The 21183-nt window shown below is 42.7% G+C and carries 16 protein-coding genes; 11 read left to right on the top strand and 5 right to left on the bottom strand.

The window, feature by feature from the left end; genetic code table 11:
- Nucleotides 1–89: 89 nt before the first annotated feature.
- The 6 genes from FKX85_RS16405 to FKX85_RS16380 all read left to right on the top strand — a co-directional run bounded on the left by FKX85_RS16405 (nucleotide 90) and on the right by FKX85_RS16380 (nucleotide 4735).
- Complete coding sequence (locus FKX85_RS16405; protein WP_141615766.1) at nucleotides 90–1400, top strand: O-acetylhomoserine aminocarboxypropyltransferase/cysteine synthase family protein; 1311 nt, start codon at nucleotides 90–92, stop codon at nucleotides 1398–1400.
- 273 nt (nucleotides 1401–1673) lie between these two features.
- Nucleotides 1674–2036 (top strand): hypothetical protein, encoded by a 363-nt coding sequence (locus tag FKX85_RS16400; RefSeq protein WP_141615765.1) that lies wholly within the window; start codon nucleotides 1674–1676, stop codon nucleotides 2034–2036.
- 109 nt (nucleotides 2037–2145) lie between these two features.
- Entirely contained in the window at nucleotides 2146–2661 is a 516-nt protein-coding gene (locus tag FKX85_RS16395) for a hypothetical protein (RefSeq protein WP_141615764.1), read from the top strand.
- Nucleotides 2658–2942 carry a hypothetical protein gene (locus FKX85_RS16390; RefSeq protein WP_141615763.1) on the top strand — a complete coding sequence of 95 codons (285 nt, stop codon included), beginning with the start codon at nucleotides 2658–2660 and terminating at the stop codon, nucleotides 2940–2942. The genes FKX85_RS16395 and FKX85_RS16390 overlap by 4 nt, the downstream gene beginning before the upstream one ends.
- A gap of 302 nt (nucleotides 2943–3244) precedes the next feature.
- Entirely contained in the window at nucleotides 3245–3865 is a 621-nt protein-coding gene (locus tag FKX85_RS16385) for a hypothetical protein (protein WP_141615762.1), read from the top strand.
- Between the two features lie 87 nt (nucleotides 3866–3952).
- The gene (locus FKX85_RS16380; RefSeq protein ID WP_141615761.1) at nucleotides 3953–4735 is read left to right on the top strand and encodes a hypothetical protein; all 783 of its coding nucleotides are present in this window, start codon (nucleotides 3953–3955) and stop codon (nucleotides 4733–4735) included.
- Nucleotides 4736–4817: 82 nt separating this feature from the next.
- On the opposite strand, the gene FKX85_RS16375 is transcribed toward FKX85_RS16380, so the two are convergent.
- Entirely contained in the window at nucleotides 4818–5345 is a 528-nt protein-coding gene (locus FKX85_RS16375) for an RNA polymerase sigma factor (protein ID WP_141615760.1), read from the bottom strand.
- 240 nt (nucleotides 5346–5585) lie between these two features.
- On the opposite strand from FKX85_RS16375, the gene FKX85_RS16370 reads away from it, so the two are divergent.
- On the top strand, nucleotides 5586–6683 hold the full coding sequence (locus FKX85_RS16370) for an acyltransferase family protein (protein ID WP_141615759.1): 1098 nt from the start codon (nucleotides 5586–5588) through the stop codon (nucleotides 6681–6683).
- Between the two features lie 27 nt (nucleotides 6684–6710).
- On the opposite strand, the gene FKX85_RS16365 is transcribed toward FKX85_RS16370, so the two are convergent.
- From FKX85_RS16365 to FKX85_RS16350, 4 genes are all read right to left on the bottom strand, one after another.
- The gene (locus FKX85_RS16365) at nucleotides 6711–8771 is read right to left on the bottom strand and encodes an acyltransferase family protein (protein ID WP_141615758.1); all 2061 of its coding nucleotides are present in this window, start codon (nucleotides 8769–8771) and stop codon (nucleotides 6711–6713) included.
- Nucleotides 8772–8959: 188 nt separating this feature from the next.
- Nucleotides 8960–10123, bottom strand: coding sequence for an AraC family transcriptional regulator (locus FKX85_RS16360; RefSeq protein WP_141615757.1), 1164 nt, complete (start codon nucleotides 10121–10123; stop codon nucleotides 8960–8962).
- Nucleotides 10124–10127: 4 nt separating this feature from the next.
- Nucleotides 10128–11387: an MFS transporter gene (locus FKX85_RS16355; protein ID WP_141615756.1), complete on the bottom strand. Its 1260-nt coding sequence runs from the start codon at nucleotides 11385–11387 to the stop codon at nucleotides 10128–10130.
- Nucleotide 11388: 1 nt separating this feature from the next.
- A complete protein-coding gene (locus FKX85_RS16350) occupies nucleotides 11389–12231 on the bottom strand; it encodes an ROK family protein (protein WP_141615755.1) in 843 nt (280 codons plus the stop codon).
- Nucleotides 12232–12388: 157 nt separating this feature from the next.
- Between FKX85_RS16350 and FKX85_RS16345 the strand changes: the two genes are divergently transcribed.
- The 4 genes from FKX85_RS16345 (at nucleotide 12389) to FKX85_RS16330 (ending at nucleotide 21182) form a co-directional block, all read left to right on the top strand.
- Nucleotides 12389–13627: a sialidase family protein gene (locus FKX85_RS16345; protein ID WP_141615754.1), complete on the top strand. Its 1239-nt coding sequence runs from the start codon at nucleotides 12389–12391 to the stop codon at nucleotides 13625–13627.
- Nucleotides 13628–13704: 77 nt separating this feature from the next.
- Complete coding sequence (locus FKX85_RS16340) at nucleotides 13705–15960, top strand: ligand-binding sensor domain-containing protein (RefSeq protein ID WP_141615753.1); 2256 nt, start codon at nucleotides 13705–13707, stop codon at nucleotides 15958–15960.
- Between the two features lie 565 nt (nucleotides 15961–16525).
- The gene (locus tag FKX85_RS16335) at nucleotides 16526–17467 is read left to right on the top strand and encodes a FecR family protein (protein WP_141615752.1); all 942 of its coding nucleotides are present in this window, start codon (nucleotides 16526–16528) and stop codon (nucleotides 17465–17467) included.
- 91 nt (nucleotides 17468–17558) lie between these two features.
- Nucleotides 17559–21182: a SusC/RagA family TonB-linked outer membrane protein gene (locus FKX85_RS16330; RefSeq protein WP_141615751.1), complete on the top strand. Its 3624-nt coding sequence runs from the start codon at nucleotides 17559–17561 to the stop codon at nucleotides 21180–21182.
- Nucleotide 21183: the final 1 nt, after the last annotated feature.

Below are 21183 nucleotides of genomic sequence, written 5' to 3'. Positions count from 1 at the left end.
CCGCGGTAATTATTATTTTTGGTATAGCAGTGATGGACAAAATGTCCATACTATTTGATGAATAAATCTTCTAAATAACCATATTTAAAATGTCTGAAAACAACTTAAAATTTGAAACCTTGCAGCTTCATGCAGGACACGAACCTGATACCAATACTAATTCCCGAGCCGTTCCGATTTATCAAACCAGTTCCTATGTGTTCAATTCTGCAGAACATGGCGCCAATCTTTTTGGGCTGAAGGAGTTTGGGAATATCTATACACGGATCATGAATCCGACCAATGACGTATTTGAGAAGCGCATGGCTGCCTTGGAAGGGGGAGTTGCTGCTCTGGCGGTCAGCTCCGGACAAGCTGCTCAGTTTATCGCTTTGAGCAATATTCTGGAGAGTGGAGAGAACTTTGTAACCTCTCCATACTTATATGGCGGTACTTATAACCAGTTCAAAGTGGCTTTTAAACGGTTGGGGATATCTGCGCGTTTTGCTGATAGTGAAAAGGCCGAAGACCTTGAAAAGCTGATCGATGACAAGACCAAGGCCTTGTACGTGGAGACGATTGGAAATCCCGGGTTCAATGTGCCTGATTTTGAAAAATTAGCTGAGCTTTCAAAGAAACATGACATCCCCTTAGTGGTGGACAATACCTTTGGAGCGGGTGGATACCTTTTTAGGCCACTTGAGCATGGTGCACACATCGTGGTGGCATCTGCTACCAAATGGATTGGCGGCCATGGGACTTCCATCGGCGGGATCATCGTGGATGGAGGTAATTACAACTGGGGAAATGGTAAATATCCGCAGTTTTCAGAACCTTCAGAAGGCTATCATGGACTGAATTTCTGGGAGGTCTTTGGAGAAGGAAATCCGCTTGGCCTGCCAAACATTGCTTTTACCATCCGTGCGAGGGTGGAAGGTCTTCGTGATTTTGGCCCAGCGATCAGTCCGTTCAATAGCTTCTTGCTGATTCAGGGTTTGGAAACACTTTCACTTCGTGCTGAGCGAACCGTTGAAAATGCCCTGGTCTTGGCCAGGTGGCTAGAAAAGCATCCTCAAGTGTCTAAAGTAAGCTACCCCGGCTTGGAAAGCCACAGCCATCATGCCTTGGCAAAGAAATACCTCAAAAATGGATTTGGAGGGGTATTGACTTTTGAAGTAAAAGGAGGAAAAGAGGCAGGTGAAAAGCTGGTGGACAGCTTACAGCTCATCAGTCACCTCGCCAATGTCGGGGATGCCAAGACGCTGATCATACAGCCTGCAGCCACCACTCACCAGCAACTGTCTGACAAAGAACAAGCCGCTGCTGGTGTGACCCCTGGAATGCTGAGAATTAGTCTTGGCATCGAGCACATCGATGACATCCGTGCAGATCTGGAGCAGGCTTTCCAAAAGATAAGCTAAATGTTAAAAGAGGCTGTCTCGTAACGTGTCATTTTGGCCCAAGGAGAAATCCTACCCCCTTTAATTTTACTAAAATGTGGATTTGGGATTTTTCCTGTCGTCTCAAGCGGATGACAGTCAATTTGACTTATGAGACAGCCATTACTAAATTTTATCAGATAAATTATTAGAAAATAACAAACGTTTTTTTTGAGCTTTGTCGTTTTAAATAATAGCTCTTTGGCCTTTTAGTCAGTAGAGCTTTTATTAATAGTATTTGATCGATAAACAACAATGAGTAAACAAAAAATAATAGGTTTTTCAGGGGTAATGAGCGCTCTGCTGATGACCTGTTTTGTTTTACTCAGCGGTTATTTTTCCACCAGTGTCCACGATACCTATTCTAAAAAAGATACTGTATCGGTCACGACTTGGAGCAATTTTACTCCAAATGCGATAAATCTTACAGAGCATGATTGGAGCATAGGTTCGTCAAATGTAGATCAAACACGGGAGACGAATCATTTTGTGGGTGGTTTTTTCTGTGGTTTAAGAATCCTGGAAAGGCAATTGTTGGAGCAGATTTTTCTGTGTTCCAAAACAGCCATCCCTTTTGGTATTAGAGAGATCATATTTCCCAGCCATTTTTTCTGGTAACATTTCCATGGTTATTTATCAATAACGCTGTTTCCCGTAGGATAGGGGACAGGGAAATAAATTTCTATACCAGTAGTGCTTTTAAGCGACTACGCAATCAACAACCGACATGATTGATACGATATCCATGGTATTTGTGGTGGTGATGATCATTGCATTTGCCATACCATTTGTCATACACAGTAAAAAAAATAAAAGAAAACAAGCGCAGGTAAACAAGCGCATCTTGGAATTTGCACGAATGCACGATTTATCCTTGCATTTTACGGAACTTTGGAGAAACCAGTACTTTTTAGGCCTGGATGAGGTAAAATGTCAACTTGTCTATCTGGAAGATGTCGGCGGAGGTGAACCAATAATCATAGATTTAAAGACAATTCGCCGGGTGCATATTAATGAGAAAATAAGGCGGATAAAATCCCGTGATAATTCACTGGGGGATAAAATAATCGATAAAATCGAGTTGATATTGGAAGGGGAAGTTCCTGGGCAGCAGTGTATGCTGGAAGTATATGATGGAGAGAAATTCTCTGGCTTGGTCAATGAGCCTATTTTGGCCAAAACTTGGGAAAAGCGTATCCATGAAGCCATTACCAAACCTTCTCTAAAAGTAGCACACATATGAAAACGCTAATACATCTTGAAAAAGAACAATTACTTGGGCTGAAATTAGCTAGCCATGAGGTACTGGCTACGCAAGAGGAAATAAACCATCGTGAAAGGCAGCTGATGAATGCCCTTATACTGGGAAATTTAGATCATCTGAAAGTAAAGCTTTATTTATGTGATGATGAGATGAATCATTTGATGGTGGAGACCACAGTATGGGCTGTGACCGATACAAGGGTCTGCCTTAAAGCAAGTATCCATATTCCAAAAAATGCAATTCTAGAAGTGGTAATCTAATGAATTGATCAATTTATGATAAAGTAAATTTGATGACAACGTAAGGAGTTTTTTGATTTGAGCTGATCACATCTGGTGGTCAGCTTTTTTTATGGTGAGGATAAAAGATTATCGTTGGTGGCATATTTTATGAATAATACATCTGGAAAATGGGCAAAAGGCACGTTAACACAGCTCGAAAAAGGATTACAAAAAAAACATCAGCTATTGTAGTGGGCGGTTTTCTACAAAATGTAGATTAAATTCTCATATATAGGTGTGAAACCATACAATACATAAACCAACTATATTTTTATTTTGATATGAACCTATTTAGCAGACAAATATATTTATTGGCTATTTTACTCTTTGCCTGTCTCAGTGGGTGTATTACATCACTGGATACCAAGACGGACTTGGATATGGCCAATGCAGAAAAAGTGACTTGTGAAGTCAATGGAAAGCCTTTTGAAGCAGTGAATGGAGAGGGGCTTCTTGCTTTGGACTTTGTGATGGCGGATATCGAAAAAGCTGAGGGTGCTTTTGTGCTTACCGTATATGCCGTGCAGCTTTCTGACGACGGAGGAGCATTGGCAGTAGGGTTTAAACTGGGGGGCGAGCAAGTCACAGACATTCAAACAGGCGATACCTTCACCACTTGGACCCCTATTACAGAAGGGAGTTCACATTACAAGGGAGTGTTGGGAGCCGTGGAAAAGCGGCCTTCAGTCAATACCGACGAGCATATTTTTAAAGCCAGTTCCAATCACACACGGAAAGTGAGCCTTACCGTAACGGAGTTTGATCCAGTCGCGAAGTCCATATCAGGTACTTTCCACTTCGAGGCACTGGATGATGAAAATGGCACTGAAGTAGTCGTCACTAATGGACAATTTCAACATGTCCAATGGGGCGATGAAGCGGAACCAGTGGAAGAAGAATAGCTCATTACGTAAAAACCATATTTAACCTAATTACCAATTTAATTCTATAACCAACTAAATTTTACAATTATGATTTGTACAACCCGTATGAGAAATCTAATGATGGCATTTTCTGCCACGGCGTTACTGTCCTCGTGTAATCAAGAAGAGGATGTAATGCCGGAAACCCAAGAAAGTGAAGTCACGGTATCCGCTATGGTTACCAATACCGCTGAGGAAGACAGCCCAAATCCAAGTTTGGTATATAACAATTTGGAGATAACTGATCTTTCTATCTCTTTGGAGGATCTAAAACTTCATATGCGCGCCACCAGCGATGACAGTAAAAAACCTACCGTGGTGAATATCAATAGCGGAATGTCACAAACCCTAACATTAGTAAGAGATGGCAATATCCATATCGCCCCCATAGGTATTGGAAGGGCTTATGATGGTATTTACGGCAAATTGAGCTTTGATCTAGTGCATTCGGAAGATGTTCCCATGGATCATGAAATGTTCAATAGATCTGTGGTTGTAAAGGCAAATTGGTTTGACACACCAGCAGTGATGTACCTGACCCTTGAGGACCAAGTGGAAATTATGTTCAATAAAGGACTGGAAATCGATGGCGGTACGGCCAATTTTGTCCTATCCCTATACATGGACAAGTTCTTGGAAGGGGTAGATCCGTCATTGGTAAGGGATAATAATGGCGATGGGCTTATCGAGGTAGGTCCAAATGATGTAGACGGTAATGGAGAGGCATATGCTGCCCTTTATGCAAATATAGAATCAGCCTTGGTAATGAGAAATGGAGAATTTAAGGATGGCAAATGGCATGATCACGGAGATGGTGGCCATGGTAAAGGAAAAGGTAAAGATGACTAAGCCTCTTTACTCTGGCCCTCATAAATAACAAGGTAATTAGAGGTAGTACCGGCATGAAGGCATTTCATCGCCGGTACTTTTTTTAGTTCATTTCCTGTCTGATCATGGCTTTTGCCTTGATCAATTGATTTTTTACGGTATTGACAGATATGGTCAGCTCCTCGGCAATTTGCTGATAGGATTTTTTCTCGAAAATGTTCATGTGGAGTACTTGTTTTCGCTTTGGAGAAAGCTGCCCGATAAGTCCTTCCAATTTTTCCAGCTGAAATTCCTGCTGTTCTTTTTCCTCCTTACTGGCGATCTGTACATTTACCCAGAACTGTTCCTTGAGTTTATTGTCTTTTTTTACCGCTTTGAAATAATCAAAAATTTCGTTTTTGACGGCCGTAAAAATATAAGAGCTGAAATTCATGTCCGGATTGATTCGATCATGTCTGCAAATGATCTTGGTGAAGACCTCCTGGAAAATATTTTCAGCTTCTATTTCATCCTTTAAAATAGAAATGGCAAAGCGAAGCACTGGGGTTCTGTAATATCTATAGATATAGTCCGCAGCTTCCTGATCTCCCTGAATAAACCTCAATAAAATTTGTTTGTCTGGCTGGTTCATGATGAAATAATTTTATCTCCACAGAATAAATTTCATGTTTTTATTGGTAAGTTTTTTCGTAAAACACGTATTAAAAACCTCATTTTGCGCTTCGTTTTTACTTGTTACCGATTGGTTTTTAGATGATTAAGGTTTTGTTAAATGTTTGGGTGTTGATTAATAATTCCTTGATAAAAGCAATAGCCTGTTGCTGAAAAATGAAGTGTTTAAGGCATTCGAATAAACCAATAAACATAGATAATGGCTTATAGAAGTACACGATTAATCTCTTTGGATGCCTTAAGGGGAATCACCATTGCCGCAATGATCCTTGTGAATTTTCCGGGTAGCTGGGATCATGTTTTTCCCCCTTTGCATCATGCCCAATGGAATGTTATCACCCCAACTGATTTTATTTTTCCCTTCTTTTTGTTCATCGTGGGAGTTTCTATCGTCATGGCCTACTCTGGAAAAATGGATGCGCCATTGGATAAGGGAGATATCTATAAGAAGTTACTTTTCCGTGGTGCAAAGATTTTCATATTGGGGATCATACTGGGAATGATTCCGGAGTTTGATTTTTCATCTATCAGAGTGGCTGGTGTCCTCCAGCGGATCGCGGTGGTGTTTGTGGTGTGTACAATTATGTTTATAAACCTTGGATGGAAACAGCAAGCCTATTTGGCCCTGGCCCTGCTTGTCGGATATTGGCTGGCCATGACCTTGATTCCTACACCCGGAATCGGCCAAGTGGTTCTGGATCCTGGCCGAAACTTAGCGGCATGGATTGACCAGCAATTGCTTCCAGGTAAGATGTGGCAGGGCAATTGGGATCCAGAGGGGCTTTTCAGTACTTTTCCTGCAGTGGCGACAGGGATTTTGGGCATGTTGGGAGGCCAGCTATTAAAAAGCAACTTAAAAGATACAGATAAAGCCAACAAACTGATGGTGGTAGGTTTGATATTAACACTTTGGGGGGTGTTGTGGGCTTGGTTTTTTCCCATCAATAAAAACATTTGGACAAGCTCGTTTGTGTTAGTGACAGGAGGGACGGCATTTAGCTTCTTGGGAGCTTTTTATTATTGGATAGACATCAAGGGAAATCAGCAAGGTACCAAGCCTTGGATCATATTTGGTTCAAATGCTATTACGGTCTACGTCCTGGCCGATTTGCTTTCCTTGGTTTTCTATCAGCTACCGATGGGAGGGAAAAGCATCAGCGAACATTTTATGCATGGTGCCATCCACTTAGGCATTATGGCTGAGATAGCGAGTATGGTTTTTGCGGTACTATTTGTGTTCATAAACTATATCCCAGCATGGCTGCTTTATCAGAAAAAGGTGTTTATAAAATTATAATATTCCCATGCGTAGAATTTTTACCTTTTAATTGTCTGTATAAGATGTTTGCTTAATGTGACTTTCTGTTTTCTCATCAAAGTATCCATTGGTTGTTACCAAGGATTTAATTGTGGCATATAAATAGTCTTTAGCTCTTAATGTACCTTGATAGCTAAGGTGATCGTCGTCAAAATAAAGAACATCTTTATCATCTGCTATCCAAACTTTATTCTCGTTCATAAAAATAGAATAGGAGTCAAATACTGAAACATGAGGATATTTACTTGCTATTTGGTTCAGTTTTTCGTTGGAAACTTCTACCATTTCATTTTTCTCGATACAATTTAAATATTGTTTTGCACCGTTGGGCTGAATATCAAAATAACTTAGAACTACAGCGGAGTTTTTAGAAGACCATTTGCTCCAAAGGGGAACTTGATTAATGATAAGGACCTTTTTGTCCAATGAGTTGGCATAGTCACAGAAACTTTCGAATTTATCAAAAGCTTCTTGGTCTCTATTTTCCATACGAGCGGCCATAATAAGTAATTTTATGGAAGAATCTTCTAAAGTTTTGAGAACGTTTGTGGGGTAGCCCTCCCAATCATTACCGAAGAAATTATCATCGATTTCGTCTTCAATCTTGAAGAATGGATAAAAGCCAGTTTGCGTATAATAGGAGATTTTGGAGGAAAGGCTATCTGTGATTTCATGAACCACCTTTGCCCATCCGGTGGCATGGGAATCTCCCATCATCATTATTTCAGGCTTTTTCATTTGATTATTCCCTATGACCAGACCTCCAGTTTTATAGGCTTCGTTGGTTTCATGGAGGGGATAGAATCTTATGGTGTGGTCTTCCTTACTTTTTTCCATTTCTTTACCGCTTTCAGACTTTTTCTTGCCCATCTGATAATAATCAAAGTAGGCTTCTACATAGTTAAAGGGTACCTTATCGTAATTTATAATGTAGAAATAAATGAAGTAGGAACTTGTGGCTAAGATGAGGACAGCAAGTCCGCCGACCAATTTGACCGTATGTTGATAAAAACGGGTTTTGGTTTCTACTAAATTATAGGATAAAATAGACAGGACCACTGTAAGTACTATAATGAGAATACTCGAAGTAAAGTCAGAAAGTCCAAACTTAGGAGATAGATATCTGTGAAATAGTACGCAAAATGGCCAATGCCATAAGTATAGTGAATAGGAAATTTTTCCAATGTATACCATTGTTCCATTGCTCAGTAGGTTTCCGGCCGGACTACTCGTTGATGCGAAAAGGATGAACAGACATGAGCCAATTACTGGTAGCAGGGCAAAAAGGCTTATGCCTCCATTGGTAGGTATAAAATAGCCAAGAAATATCATTGCTAAACCAATCAAGGAAAGAGTTGATTTTAACGAGGAAGTTAACTTTTCTCCGTAACCATTTCTGGCTAGGAGGGCGATGACTCCCCCCGCACCAAGCTCCCAAGCTCTAGATGGAATCATATAGAAGGCCAGTGAATTACTGGAGATGATATTGAGTGGAAACTGTGCCGCTTCATACATGACCGCAAAGGAATACCATAAAAAGCTTACTATCACAATCAAGACAACCCATTTTAGCATACTTTTACCTTTTTTGTGTAAGAAATACAAAATGATGGGATAAACTAAATAGAATTGTTCTTCGACTGATAGTGACCAAGCATGGAGGAATATAGAGGATTCAGCCCTTCCTCCCCAGTAATCTCCTAAGTTCAAATAGGCGTTAAAATTAGCCACTGAAAAAAGAGCCGCCAAACCATCTTGGGCCATGTATTTTAAATCGCCTTCAAAAATTAAAAAGGGAAAAATCAAAAAACAGAATATGATTACTCCAATCAAGGCAGGTAATATTCTTCGTACTCTACGTAACCAGAAATCTGAGAATGTGAATTTTTCCGCTTCAAGATTTTTAACAATGATAGAAGTGATCAAAAAACCGGAAATTACAAAAAACACATCTACACCGTAAAAACCTCCTTTTATCCAACTCAAACCTAGATGAAATAGGATCACAGGGATAACTGCAACAGTCCTTAATCCGTCTACTTCTGGACGATATTTTATTGCGCTCATACTTTATCTTTTATGTTTGATAATACTAATAAGTATTGCAATACTGTATGTAAAAAACACTTTTAATTGTATTAAAAAGTATTTCAAATTAATTAAAATGTATTTCGAAAACCAAGTTACTGGAATGCAGTGATAAAACCTTGAAAAAATTACCTTTTTTGTAACATTGGATGACAATTGAAAAGCGTCTACTTTCCTGCAAGGTATTTTTTGCGGTATTCGATGGGATTGCAGCCTTTTACCTGTCTGAATTGGCGGGCGATGTTTTTGCTGTCGGTGAGGCCCATATCCATTGCTATCTCAAATACGGTCATATCTGTTTCCAATAGTTTTTGAGTGAATTTTTCGATACGAAGATTAAAAATATACTTGTAGATGGGATAGCCTGTGATTTGTAGAAAACGTTTTTCAAGGGATCTCCTCGAAAGCGGTACCTGCCTGACCACGTCGTTTACATGCAAATTGTCTTCGATATGTTGGTGGATATACTTTAGCGTAGAAGCAATATGGGTGTCATTGGTAGCGTAAATGTCGGTAGATTGCCGTGTGATAATTTGGGTGGCTTCAACAATGATGTCATAATAGGACCTATTGCCATTGACGATCATGTGCTCCAGTAGTTTGGCAGTATCATAGCCGCCTTTTTCGATGTCCATTGCAATACTGGAAAGCGGTGGATCAGAGAGTTCACACAGCATGACGTCGTTGTCTACGCCCAGCACAGCCACTTCTTCGGGAATGCGGATATCATTTTGGCGGCATACTTCGGTAATGTGCAGCCCTTGATTGTCGTCACAGGTCATCAGCGCAATGGGCTTGGGTAAAGAGAGGAGCCAATTACTCAAAGAGCTACTTTTATAGTACCAGATATCCGTAGACCGTGCTTTGCGATGCTCAAAATAATGGACTTCATATCCATGGGCATTGATATGCTGTTCGAATCCCTCTGCGCGTTCCCTTGACCAGACGATATTGTTAAAGCCATAAAAGGCAAAATGCTTAAATCCTTTTTTTAGGAAATAATCCGCGCCCAATTGGCCCATTTTATGGTATTCACCAGTGATGTTTGGCAGGGCATCGAAGCGTTCTTTAAAATCCTGCGCAATAACTGGGATGCCGGAATCAAGGATTTGTTGGATGTCCATTTCATTGTATAACTGGCCAATGATACCATCGGCTCCCCATTCCTTTGCCCAATCCAAGATGCCTTCCATACCCTTGGTTTCTCGATAATATAGCGGCATGCGACAAAATGTCCATCGCCCATGTTCGGAAGCATATTTAGAAATGCCCTTCAGTAAACTTTTACTATATTCCTCCGCAAAATCCAGAAGTAAAATCACCTTGTACATAGCATTAGTTTTGACGATGAAATAGGTCTTTTATCGATGCAATGGTTGCATTTTTCACTAATGGCGTGGCCCAAATCCCAATACTAAAGATATAGCCCAAGGTGACCAATAAAAAAAGCATCGCCAATCGCAGCCCAATAATTTCTGCAAGTGCACCGACAATGAGCGGAACCACTGCACCACCTACAATCCCAGTACAGAGCAAGCCCGATAACGTTCCATGATGCCGGGGTACCGAATTTAGCGCTAAGGAAACAATAACCGACCACATCACAGAAGCAAAAAAGCCTGTCAGTGGAAAGGCTACCAAGGCCATTTCAACAGTACCAAATAAGGCGAGTAAAAGGGTGATAATAGCACCAGAGGTGAAAAGCCTGAGGACCGTTTTACTGTCCATCACTTTTAGCAGTATCAATCCCAAAAGACAGCCAAGGGTGAGTAATCCCCAGAAATAAGAAATCGTGCGGGCACCTTCGGCTGCTGGGTCCAGATGGTGGTAAGTTTGAAGGAATTTGGAAATCCAGTTGGCTATTCCCTGTTCCGTGCCCACATAGCAGAATATCCCAAGGAAGTAGAGATGGACGGTTTTATTGGCCATCAATTCCTTAAAGGCTCCCTGGATGTTTATTTTTTCATCATCGGCCAAGGCAACTTTGGGAAATTTGACAAGGGACAATATGATGACCATCACCAGCGCAATGACTGCAAATACCCAATACAGCGAAACCCAGTTCATTTGATCTGGAACTAATGGATTGAGTATTTTGATGAAGGGAGAAGTTGATCCGGTATGGATGTTGGTGACCAAATAACTATATAGTTTAGGGCTGAGAAAGGAAGCAGCTCCAAAAGCCAATTGACCCAGGACAGAATTAAACGCAAAATGAGTTTCACCGCCTGCTGTTCGCAAAAGAGGATTGATCACCACCTGGAGCATGGCCATGCCAATACCGATGATAAAAAGTGATACCAGCGCTATCGTAAAACCCGTGTAGAGTGCAAAGATCAATGCACCCATAAATGCCATCATAAATGCAGCCAAGAGCACCTTTTTCTCTTGGTACTTTTCTACTAACAGGCCAGCAGGAATGGACATTACACCGTAAGCCACAAAGAACGAAAAAGGCAGAAAACCAGCCAAAGCAAGGCTCAGGTCAAAGCTTTCGATGATATCTGGGATGATAGGACCAAGGATGTTGGTTAAAAAAGATATGACGAAGAAAATGAGCAATATTAAAAGAACAATGAGTGGATTTCTTTTCATATCAGCGGGATAAGTTCAAGTGGGTTAAGGCAGCAGCTCCCAACATGGGAATGTTTTCGTTTTCTGAAATTAGTATTTTTAGCCGTTTAAATGATTCGGGATAGATAAATTCTGTCAATGTTTTTTGGAGGGATTGGCTAAAAAAGGGATATGCCTTGGAAATGGAACCGCCGATGATAATGGCTTCTGGATCATAGGTATACAAAACTGCCAAAATAGATTTCCCAAAATGTTGGCCGAATTCTTCCCATTGCCTGCAAGCCATTTGATCTCCTGCTGTGGCAGCATGAAAGGCTTCCAGGGCTGTTGTGTCATAAAGGGCACTGAAGAAGTTTCCACTAGCGTAATATTCAATATTATGGTCTAAATAGGGGACAAGACCGATTTCGCCAGCGCCACAATTATGGCCCATATAGAGCTGATCGCCCAGTACCAAGCCTGCTCCCAGTCCTGTACCAATGCATATCCCGACGATATTGCGAAATGATTTTCCTATGCCGAAACGATGCTCGCCCAGTACAAAGCAGTTAACATCATTATTGACCATCACGGGGAGTTGGAATTCAGCTTCCAAAATATCCCTTAAATGGACTTTTTCCCAGGCGGGGATATTGGTGACATTATACACGATCCCTCTGGCGGTATCCACCACAGAGGGGACACCAATGCCAATGCCCGAGACTCCCGGGGAGATAAAGGGCCGGATAAAGTCCTTAAGCTGTGTCAAGGTAGCTTCCAGGTTGTCCTTTTTGTTCAAAAATGCCTTTTGCTGTCGTACAATGGCACCATTTTCTTCTAGGCCAATCTGAACTTTAGTGCCTCCTAAATCAATTCCTATTTTCATCGTAAAAAAGATAAGGTATTGATTTAATTACTTCAAACCATCAAACATGGACTACTGGTCAAAGGCGTTGTTGTCCTCCAACTAACGGGGATTCAAAAGAAGTTGCACTAGTCTTTTTTAACTATAATGCAGTCATCTTATTAAAAACCAGTAAGCTATGAAACTTTCTAACCTAAATATTTTAGCGCAAGCGATACCCAAAAATTATGCTAGCTTCTTGCGTATCCTGGTATTGGTATTATGCTGTATTGGGGGAGTGGATGCACAGGAAAAAGGCCTTTTGGAAAAGTCGTTAAAGGAAGAAGTATTGATCTTTCCGTTGCAGGACAAGCATGTTCATGGCAGTAGTTTGGTAGAACTTAAAAATGGAAATTGGTTGGCTGTATGGTTTCAAGGATCGGGAGAAAGAACAGCCGATGATGTACTGATCATGGGAGCTACCTGCCAAAAGGGAAAAGGACAATGGAGTAAACCTTTTATCATGGCGGACACACCCGGTATTCCGGATTGTAATCCCGTGGTGTTTATAAATGACCAAGGGAAATTGTTTTTGGTCTGGATCGCGGTACTGGCCAATCGGTGGGAACAGTCGGTGCTACGGGTAAAGACTGCAAAGGATTACACTGGACATGGGTTGCCAAAATGGAATTGGCAAGACAATATTTTCCTAAAACCGGGAGGAGAATTTGCCCAAGCGGTAGATCAGCAGCTTTCGGCCCTCCCCAAAAGCACTGGCGGATGGGCAGAATATGCGCGTCCATATGACGAACAGATCATATCGGCGGCCAAAGACCCGTCCAAGCGCAGCATAGGTTGGATGACGCGGATAAAGCCATTGATGGAAGGAAGCAGAATTATTTTGCCACTATATTCTGATGGATTTAACTTTTCCATGATGGCTATTTCAGAGGATGACGGAATGACTTGGAGTCCAAGTTTGCCAATAGTAGGAAGAGGGGCTATTCAGCCAGCATTGGCGAGAAGGAAAAATGGGGATATTTTGGCGTTGATGCGGGATAGTGGCGATGCGCCTGCACGGGTGCACCAGAGCATTTCCATGGATAACGGCCACACTTGGACGGCATCTACCAAGACTGCTATTCCTAATACAGCCAGTGTGGAAATGATCAAGTGGGATGAGGGACATTGGCTGTTTTTAGGTAATGATATCGTCGATGGCCGCTACCTATTGACCCTATATGTTTCTGAGGATGAAGGGGCTTCGTGGACGGCTTTGGGGAAGGTAGAATATGACAGGATGAAGAGGGGGAAATTCTCCTATCCCAGCATGCTACGCGGTGCGGACGACCTGCTGCACATTACCTATTCTTATCATCTTTCCGATGATAAAAAATCCATAAAGTATATAGTCTTGGATCCAGCGTTACATTTTTGAATAGCCCGATTTGCCTCAAGTAGCGTAATCCTTTCAGATAAACCGTTCAGTTTTACATCCATCAACCTAGTATACCAATGTCAAAATCCAATACACATCTACTTCTGCTATGCCTCGCCGTTACCTTATGTATTTGTGCCTGCCAGAGCAAAGGTGCAGATGATAACTTAAGCAAACCTGTGGCCTATCCGGATATCCCTTTCGAACAGGAAGTAAGTATCAAATATCCTTTTGAAACGCCACAAGAAGCCTTGAAGGTAAGTGAGGACAGGAATGGTGTCATTCAGGTACTCACCCGGGAAGGATTATTCAGGCCACATGGCGGAGCTTTTTTATATCCAGGAAAACTTGTAAAGGATCGGACGTACCGTGCGTTAAGCGACAAGAAACTGCGTGACATGGTGCTCTATCAGGAGCAATTTGTCTATTTGGATAGTATGGCGGTCTTGTCAAATGCCTGGGCAGGAAAGCTATTTGATATCCATGGCGTGGCAGGGGCGAGGATCGTAAGCCCTTCGGAGCGTTTTACTTTTTTGGTTGCTGGAAAAGAACTCATTCATGTCATAAAGGCAAACGAAATAGTATGGAAAATCAACATGCCTGAAAAGCTGCTTATGGTAAAATATAACCCCGCTTTAAAGACCTATTATTTACTTTCAGAAACCGCGATTTTCAGTTTGGATGAGGATGACGGACTATTGACCAATCTGTACAGTAGTATTAACTTGACCTGTTTTGATTTTATCAATGGTGGCCAAAAGATCGCTGTCGGGACAGCTGATGGCTACTTCACCTATGATTTAACCACAAACAAAGCATCCACCAAAAATTCCCAGCTTCCATGTCCAGCCATCACTTCTATAAAAAATATTGATGGATCACTTTGGTTAGGGTCTGATAAGGGTGCTTTTAGGGTGAAAAAAGATGGGCGCTTTGATTATTACTTTGGGGACCGGTGGTTGGTTGGGCAGCGGGTAATAGATATAGCCAAAGCAAAAAATGGACAGGTGCTGCTTTTGACAGACAAGGGACTTTCCAAGCTTGATTTTAACACGCAAACCCTATATGAAAAGGCGATGTATTTTGAAGATCAGGTAAGAAACCGCCATATCCGATTTGGCTTTAATGCCACTTTGGGAAATATGGAAAAAGGTAATGTAGATACGGGCATGCTCAAGGACTCGGACAATGATGGTTTATGGACAGCGATGTACCTTGCAGGGCAGGCTTTTAGGTACGGCGTCAATGGGGATGCAGAAGCCCTGGAAAATTGCCGTGAGTCGCTAGATGCCATGGAAAGGCTTTATACCATTAATCCGGTAGAAGGATTTCCTTCCCGGTCCTTTAACCGATCAGGTTACAAAGAGCACCTTTCCGATCCAGAGCGGTGGCAACGGTCTGATCACCCTGAGTGGGATTGGAAAGCGACTACCAGCAGTGATGAGGCAATAGGGCATGTGTTTGCTTTTGGGGTGCTGGCAGAAGTGGTTAAGGTGCCTGCTATCAGAAATAAGGCAATCCAGTTATTGGATGCATTGATGCAGCACGTGGTGGACCATGATTATTATCTGGTCGATTATGACGGCAAACCTACACTTTGGGGAAAATGGAATCCTGACTATGTAAACGGTTTTCCACCGATGGTAGGTGATCGAAAGCTGAATTCTTCCAATATCATTGCAATGCTCCAAACGGCCTATCATTTTACCAAAAAGGAAATCTATAAGGAAAAGGCCTTTGAGCTGATGGAAGACCATGGCTATCTTCAAAACCTGATGGTGCCAATGGAAGATATAGGCAAGGCAACTGAAGACTCAGATGATTGGGCGGAGATGTTATCCCAGAGCTGGAATCATTCTGATGATGAAATGTACTTTTTGGGCTATTGGGGGCTTTATCGCTATGCCTTTAATGATTCTTTGAAAACCCAATATAAGACTGCCATCAAGGACCACTGGGAAGCCGAGCGCCCTGAGAAGGATGGTTTGTGGAATATTTTTACTGCCATGGTTTCACCTGATGATTTTGATCAGGAGGAGGCCATTTGGTACTTGAAACAATATCCCATGGATCTGATCGATTGGACAATGGTCAATAGCCATCGAAAAGACATTGTTATGCTGGATACCAACTTTAGAGAGCAAGCTACCGCCAAAGTACTGCCACCGGACGAACTCCGAATTCGCAGGCATAATGCCAACCGATTTGCGCTGGATGGTGGCGGTGAAGGAAAAGCTGAATACAGCGCTGGAGATATTTGGTTATTACCGTACTGGATGGGAAGGTATTTAGGCTTGATCAGTGGATCTGGGGAAGATATCAGACCAATTTAGAAAGAAGGATAAAGTATCAAGATATGAGTATTGAGACATGAGAATAACATTGCGAACGCAAAACAAGGGAGTGAAGCAATCTCCCTCTCTTTAGACGAGACTGCCTGGTTTCCGATAGCCTCCGGGACAAGCTGTTCCTCGCGGGGAGCAGACAATTCGTCATGCTTGGTCACAGCTCTCGCTATAACAAAAGCCCAGAGGAGTTTGAAAGGAATTGGTCTAAAATTCCATCTAGGGAAGGACCCGATATTACTATGTTTGACAATAGAAATCTAATAATTAATCCGGTCAACTATAATCAGGGATGTACATGGAGCCAAGGGCCAAGCCATGAATGGATGGCAGATAGGTTGGATTTGTCATTCGCTGAAACCTATAGAGCTCTACAAATTAGTAGCGGAATGGGGCATTTTCCCTGCAGTACGTAGAAGTGAGTAGGGGCATGTTGTTAATGAAAAGTTAATCTTGGCGGAGTAGTCTGTTTATACCTTTTTTGAGTCTTTATGTAAAAGGGGCTTATCTACTGAATGTTAAGTGGATAGAACTTTAGATAAAGATCAGATGTATGCCAAATTCGAAAAGAAATATTAGCGGGCTAACAGAGCGGTACCTGAAAGGTGAAATCAGCAGGGAGGAATTTGAACTGATGTTGGAGGAGTTTACCAGTGGTAGTCAAGAGGTGGAGGAAGTACTTCAGCGTCACTTTGAGCAGGTGATGGAGCAGCACCATCCTGAGCAGAAGCCTGCCAAGCGGCTAATACCATCCTGGGCCATTGCAGCATCCGTCTTGCTGGTGCTGGGTGTGGGGACTGTGCTTTTATTTTTCACAAACCAAAATACACCCCAGTACATTACCTATGAAACAGCCTATGGTGAGCAATCGGACTTTTTGCTGGAAGACAGCAGTCATGTTTACCTGAATGCGGGAAGTACGTTGGCATTTGAATCTTTTGGATCCCAAAACCATCGGGAGGTAACTTTCAGTGGAGAAGCCTTTTTTGACATTGCTAGAGATGAATCGAGACCCTTTATCATTCATAGTGGCCAAATGGATATTCAGGTATTGGGCACAGCTTTTAATGTAGAAGCCTATCCAGAGGAGCATATAGTCAAGGTCACTGTGACGGAAGGAAAAGTAGCGGTCCATGATAACATCCATCCTAAGCTTGAGCAAATCCTGACCGCGGGTCAATCAATTGTTTTCGATAAGAAAAACGGAAATTATCAAATGGAAAGCGCCCAAGAAATCCTTTGGAAAGAACGAATTCTGGCTTTTGAGAGAACGCCATTTGATCAAGTCGTACGGAAAATGGAACGGTGGTATGGCGTGGACCTGGAAGTGGTGGATCCATCACTTTTCCAACTAACGCTAAACGGTCGTTTTGCCGATAAAGATGTGCACGAAATGATCCGTGCAATAGCTTTTCTGGCAAATAAAGAGCACACAAAGAATCCCCAACTCATAAAGATCAACCCTCTGCCTATGGAGCATCATCCAAACCATTAAGCCAAAAAACAAGCATGGAGCCCTGTTTTGGCGAACGGCCCCATGCTGTCAATTCAAGTAGAACATTAACCACTCAAAATTTTAGCAAAGTATGAAAATTAAAATTACAAAAGGAAATCTATGGGGGTATTGGCTCCGACGGATGTTTCTCTTTGCCATGGCAATTTTGCTAGGCGCAGAGGCTAATTCCGCAGAAGACCAAGAAATCAGTCTTCCCCAATCTAACGTCACGGTGAAGCAATTTATTTTTAGTGTAGAAGAACAAACAGATTATAAGTTTTTATATGACGAAGAAATTGCCACCGCGCTGGACAAGGAAGTGATGCTCAGCCGAAATGCCCAACTGAATGAGCTGCTGAGCATGCTCAATGCAAAGAGTAAACTGGAATTCCGTAAAGCTGGCCAAACGATTCTAATTCGTCATAAAACAGTGAAAGCGGAGCGGGTACAGATAGATGGGGTGGTCTTCGATGAAGAAGGCAATCCATTGGCTGGTGCTACGGTAAAAATAAAGGGAGCCACCAGTGGTACCATTACCGATCTGGACGGTAAATTTAGTTTAGAGGTACCTGATGACCAATCCATACTAGTGATCAGTTACGTGGGCTTTCACTCCAAGGAAATTCAGGTAGGTAACCAAACCAATTTACGGATAACCTTGCAAGGTGCTTATCAAAACCTGGAAGGTGCAGTGGTGACGGCACTGGGCATCCGAAGGGAAGAGCGCTCCCTTGGGTATGCGGTTTCAGAAGTGTCAGGAAAGGAATTTGAGCGAGGAGGACAGGACAATATGTTAAAATCCCTGGCCGGTAGGGTGCCGGGTGTCAGCATCAATTCCACTGGTGGTACTGGCTCATCGGTGAGTATGATCATCCGGGGAATTACTTCACTGAGCGGAGATAATCAGCCCTTGTTTGTGGTAGATGGCGTCCCAGTGATCAATTCCCTCAATAATGTCAGTCAAATTGGAAATGATAATAAGGTGGATTATGGCAATGCCATGTCCGATATCAATCCTGAGGATATTGAAAGTGTGTCTGTGCTGAAAGGACCAAGTGCTGCAGCTCTTTACGGCTCCCGTGCAGGCAATGGTGTCGTCCTGATTACCACCAAATCAGGAAAAAATGTGGATAAAGTAACGGTCAGTGTTTCCTCCAATACCTTGGTGGAGGTACCCTTTAAATACCTGCCAATGCACAGTCGCTTTGCTACCGGTGTACGGCCTTATACGCCTGACAATAATCCTTATCCGGGAGGTGTCTTGACCATTGAGGAAGGCTCCTCGGCTGGAGCTGGCCCGGAACTTGACAGAGGATACGAAGCCATTCAGTGGAACAGTCCACGGGATGAAAATGGGAATTTGGTTCCCTTGCCCTTGGTGTCAAACCCTGATAATGTGGCCAATTTTGTACGAAACGGCGTGACTACCACCAACGGGGTTTCGGTATCCAATAACACTGAAAAAATGAATTACAGGATTGGCTACACCAATCTCAACAACTGGGGGATCATTCCCAATTCAGATTTTAACAGAAACAACCTGTCTCTTAATTCCGATTTGGCCATAAATGACAAACTTCGGCTGAGCAGCAGCATCAATATCAGCAAAACAGGGTCTGATAACAGGCCAGCTGGAAACAGGGGGACCAACCCACTTGAATGGGCCTATAAGCTTTCCCCGCACATTGATATCAATGAGCTGAAAGATTATTGGATGCCCGGTCAAGAAGGGATTCAGCAGCGCTCCCAGGCTCTAGGAGAGTATAATAACCCCTATTTTTTGGCCTATGAGGTGAACAACAGTTTTGACAGGAATAGGGTCTTTGGCAATATCGGATTGAATTATCAAATCACTGATGAATTTTCATTGCAAGGAAAATACATGCTGGACATGTATTCGGAGAGGCGCGAGTCTAAGATTCCGATGAGCTATACAGAGGATCCCAATGGTGGTTACGGTATCGTGAACTTGGATCGCTATGAACGCAATATCGAGGTGCTGGCGACTTACCAAAAGGACCTTACTGATTTTAGCATGACCTATTCGGCCGGGGGAAACCTTCGCTATAACCGTGGTAATACCGCCCAAAATGCTACAAAAGCCGAGGGCTCTGGATTGATCGTGCCAGGTGTGTACACCTTGAGCAATACCCTTTCAGATAATTTGGTATACAGCAGTAGTATTTCTGAAAAAGCTGTTTACAGTGTATATGGCTTGGCAAACTTAGGTTATAAGGACCTGCTTTACTTGGATCTTACTGCAAGAAATGACTGGTCCAGTACATTGCCTGCGGCCAATCGCTCATATTTTTACCCATCGGCCTCACTGAGTGCGATCATCAGTGATATGCTGCCCATGGGCGATCAGGTAGACATGATCAAGCTACGGGCAGGCTGGGCGCAGGTAGGTAACGATACAGGCCCTTATAATTTGCTCCCTACACTTTCGAACACAGAAGAATGGGACGGCCAGACCCGGCTTTCAGTTCCTGATGGGCTTAAAACACCTGACCTGAAACCAGAAATTGCTACTTCTTACGAATTTGGGCTGGAAGCGGCTGCTTTCAGGAACAGGTTGAGGTTTGACGTTACCTATTTTAATACCGATAACAAAAACCAGATTTTACCAGTAACCCTTCCACCATCCTCTGGCTTTACCAGCAAATTTGTAAACGCCGGTCTGGTCAATAGTAAAGGCTGGGAAGTGGTCTTGGGACTTACGCCTATCGACAATGACTTTGTACTGGACCTAAATTTCAATGTTTCTAAATACAGAAGTACAATAGAGGAGCTGACAGACGAGGTGGAGGTATTTTACCTTTGGAACGATTCTCGGGGAGGTGCTTGGTCTTATGTGGGGGATGAAATAGGTAGTATTTATGACCGGAAACTGGTTACGGTCGAAGATCCCGAATCGCCTTATTATGGCTATCCCATCTTGGATGAGGACGGCAGTTGGCAAGCCATCAACCAAGCCAATGCCAAAAACAAAATCGGCAACTTTAATCCGGATTTTATCGCTGGAATGCAGGCCAGCCTTAGCTACAAAAACTGGAGCCTCAACTTGACGTTTGATTGGCGAAAAGGAGGGGACTTCGTTTCGCAGACGTTCCGCTACTCTGAATCCGACCTGAAAACCCAGCGCTTCTTGGATGAAATCATCAGCCCTAACGGCATGAGCGGCAAGGAGCTCAGGGACTGGCTGGTGGCCAACCAAGGTACCTATATTACCGATGGAATCAATATTGTCGGTGGTCCGACGGCAGAAAGTGGAGGTTTCCCTTTTGAATATGCAGTTACGCTCAATGATGGGGTGTTTAATCCAGGTGTAATCCCTGTTTACAATGATGCAGGAGAGATTACAGGATACCAGGAAAATTTAGGGGAGGAAGGTACCAAAATCATTCCTTACGCGGATAACTACCCCTGGGATTTCTTTAAGCCTGCGATGTTTGATGCTTCTTACATCAAGCTCAGGGATGCCACCCTTAACTACAGTGTGCCTGCCGAAACCGCCAAAAAGCTCAATATGCAATCCATCAATATAGGGCTGTACACCAGCAACCTTATCCTTTGGACCAAAGCCAAAATCGGTATCGATCCGGAAAATGCCTTCCAGCCTGAAAGTGACGGCACCTTCAAACAGGGTATCGAACGGTACAATGTCAACCCTTGGGTGATTCCTATTGGCTTTAGGCTAAATGCTAAATTTTGAT

It is taken from the genome of Echinicola soli, assembly GCF_006575665.1.
Classification (GTDB): Bacteria; Bacteroidota; Bacteroidia; order Cytophagales; family Cyclobacteriaceae; genus Echinicola; species Echinicola soli.
The sequence above is the reverse complement of the archived record's forward strand: the minus strand, read 5'-3'. Positions and strand labels throughout refer to the sequence as shown.

What these genes read in the sequence shown, in the direction of transcription:
- FKX85_RS16395 (WP_141615764.1), top strand. Translation starts at nt 2,146, where the DNA reads ATGATTGATACGATATCCATGGTATTTGTGGTGGTGATGATCATTGCA.
- FKX85_RS16355 (WP_141615756.1), bottom strand. Translation starts at nt 11,387, where the DNA reads ATGAAAAGAAATCCACTCATTGTTCTTTTAATATTGCTCATTTTCTTC.
- FKX85_RS16345 (WP_141615754.1), top strand. Translation starts at nt 12,389, where the DNA reads ATGAAACTTTCTAACCTAAATATTTTAGCGCAAGCGATACCCAAAAAT.
- FKX85_RS16375 (WP_141615760.1), bottom strand. Translation starts at nt 5,345, where the DNA reads ATGAACCAGCCAGACAAACAAATTTTATTGAGGTTTATTCAGGGAGAT.
- FKX85_RS16405 (WP_141615766.1), top strand. Translation starts at nt 90, where the DNA reads ATGTCTGAAAACAACTTAAAATTTGAAACCTTGCAGCTTCATGCAGGA.
- FKX85_RS16360 (WP_141615757.1), bottom strand. Translation starts at nt 10,123, where the DNA reads ATGTACAAGGTGATTTTACTTCTGGATTTTGCGGAGGAATATAGTAAA.
- FKX85_RS16380 (WP_141615761.1), top strand. Translation starts at nt 3,953, where the DNA reads ATGAGAAATCTAATGATGGCATTTTCTGCCACGGCGTTACTGTCCTCG.
- FKX85_RS16335 (WP_141615752.1), top strand. Translation starts at nt 16,526, where the DNA reads ATGCCAAATTCGAAAAGAAATATTAGCGGGCTAACAGAGCGGTACCTG.
- FKX85_RS16390 (WP_141615763.1), top strand. Translation starts at nt 2,658, where the DNA reads ATGAAAACGCTAATACATCTTGAAAAAGAACAATTACTTGGGCTGAAA.
- FKX85_RS16340 (WP_141615753.1), top strand. Translation starts at nt 13,705, where the DNA reads ATGTCAAAATCCAATACACATCTACTTCTGCTATGCCTCGCCGTTACC.
- FKX85_RS16385 (WP_141615762.1), top strand. Translation starts at nt 3,245, where the DNA reads ATGAACCTATTTAGCAGACAAATATATTTATTGGCTATTTTACTCTTT.
- FKX85_RS16350 (WP_141615755.1), bottom strand. Translation starts at nt 12,231, where the DNA reads ATGAAAATAGGAATTGATTTAGGAGGCACTAAAGTTCAGATTGGCCTA.
- FKX85_RS16400 (WP_141615765.1), top strand. Translation starts at nt 1,674, where the DNA reads ATGAGTAAACAAAAAATAATAGGTTTTTCAGGGGTAATGAGCGCTCTG.
- FKX85_RS16370 (WP_141615759.1), top strand. Translation starts at nt 5,586, where the DNA reads ATGGCTTATAGAAGTACACGATTAATCTCTTTGGATGCCTTAAGGGGA.
- FKX85_RS16330 (WP_141615751.1), top strand. Translation starts at nt 17,559, where the DNA reads ATGAAAATTAAAATTACAAAAGGAAATCTATGGGGGTATTGGCTCCGA.
- FKX85_RS16365 (WP_141615758.1), bottom strand. Translation starts at nt 8,771, where the DNA reads ATGAGCGCAATAAAATATCGTCCAGAAGTAGACGGATTAAGGACTGTT.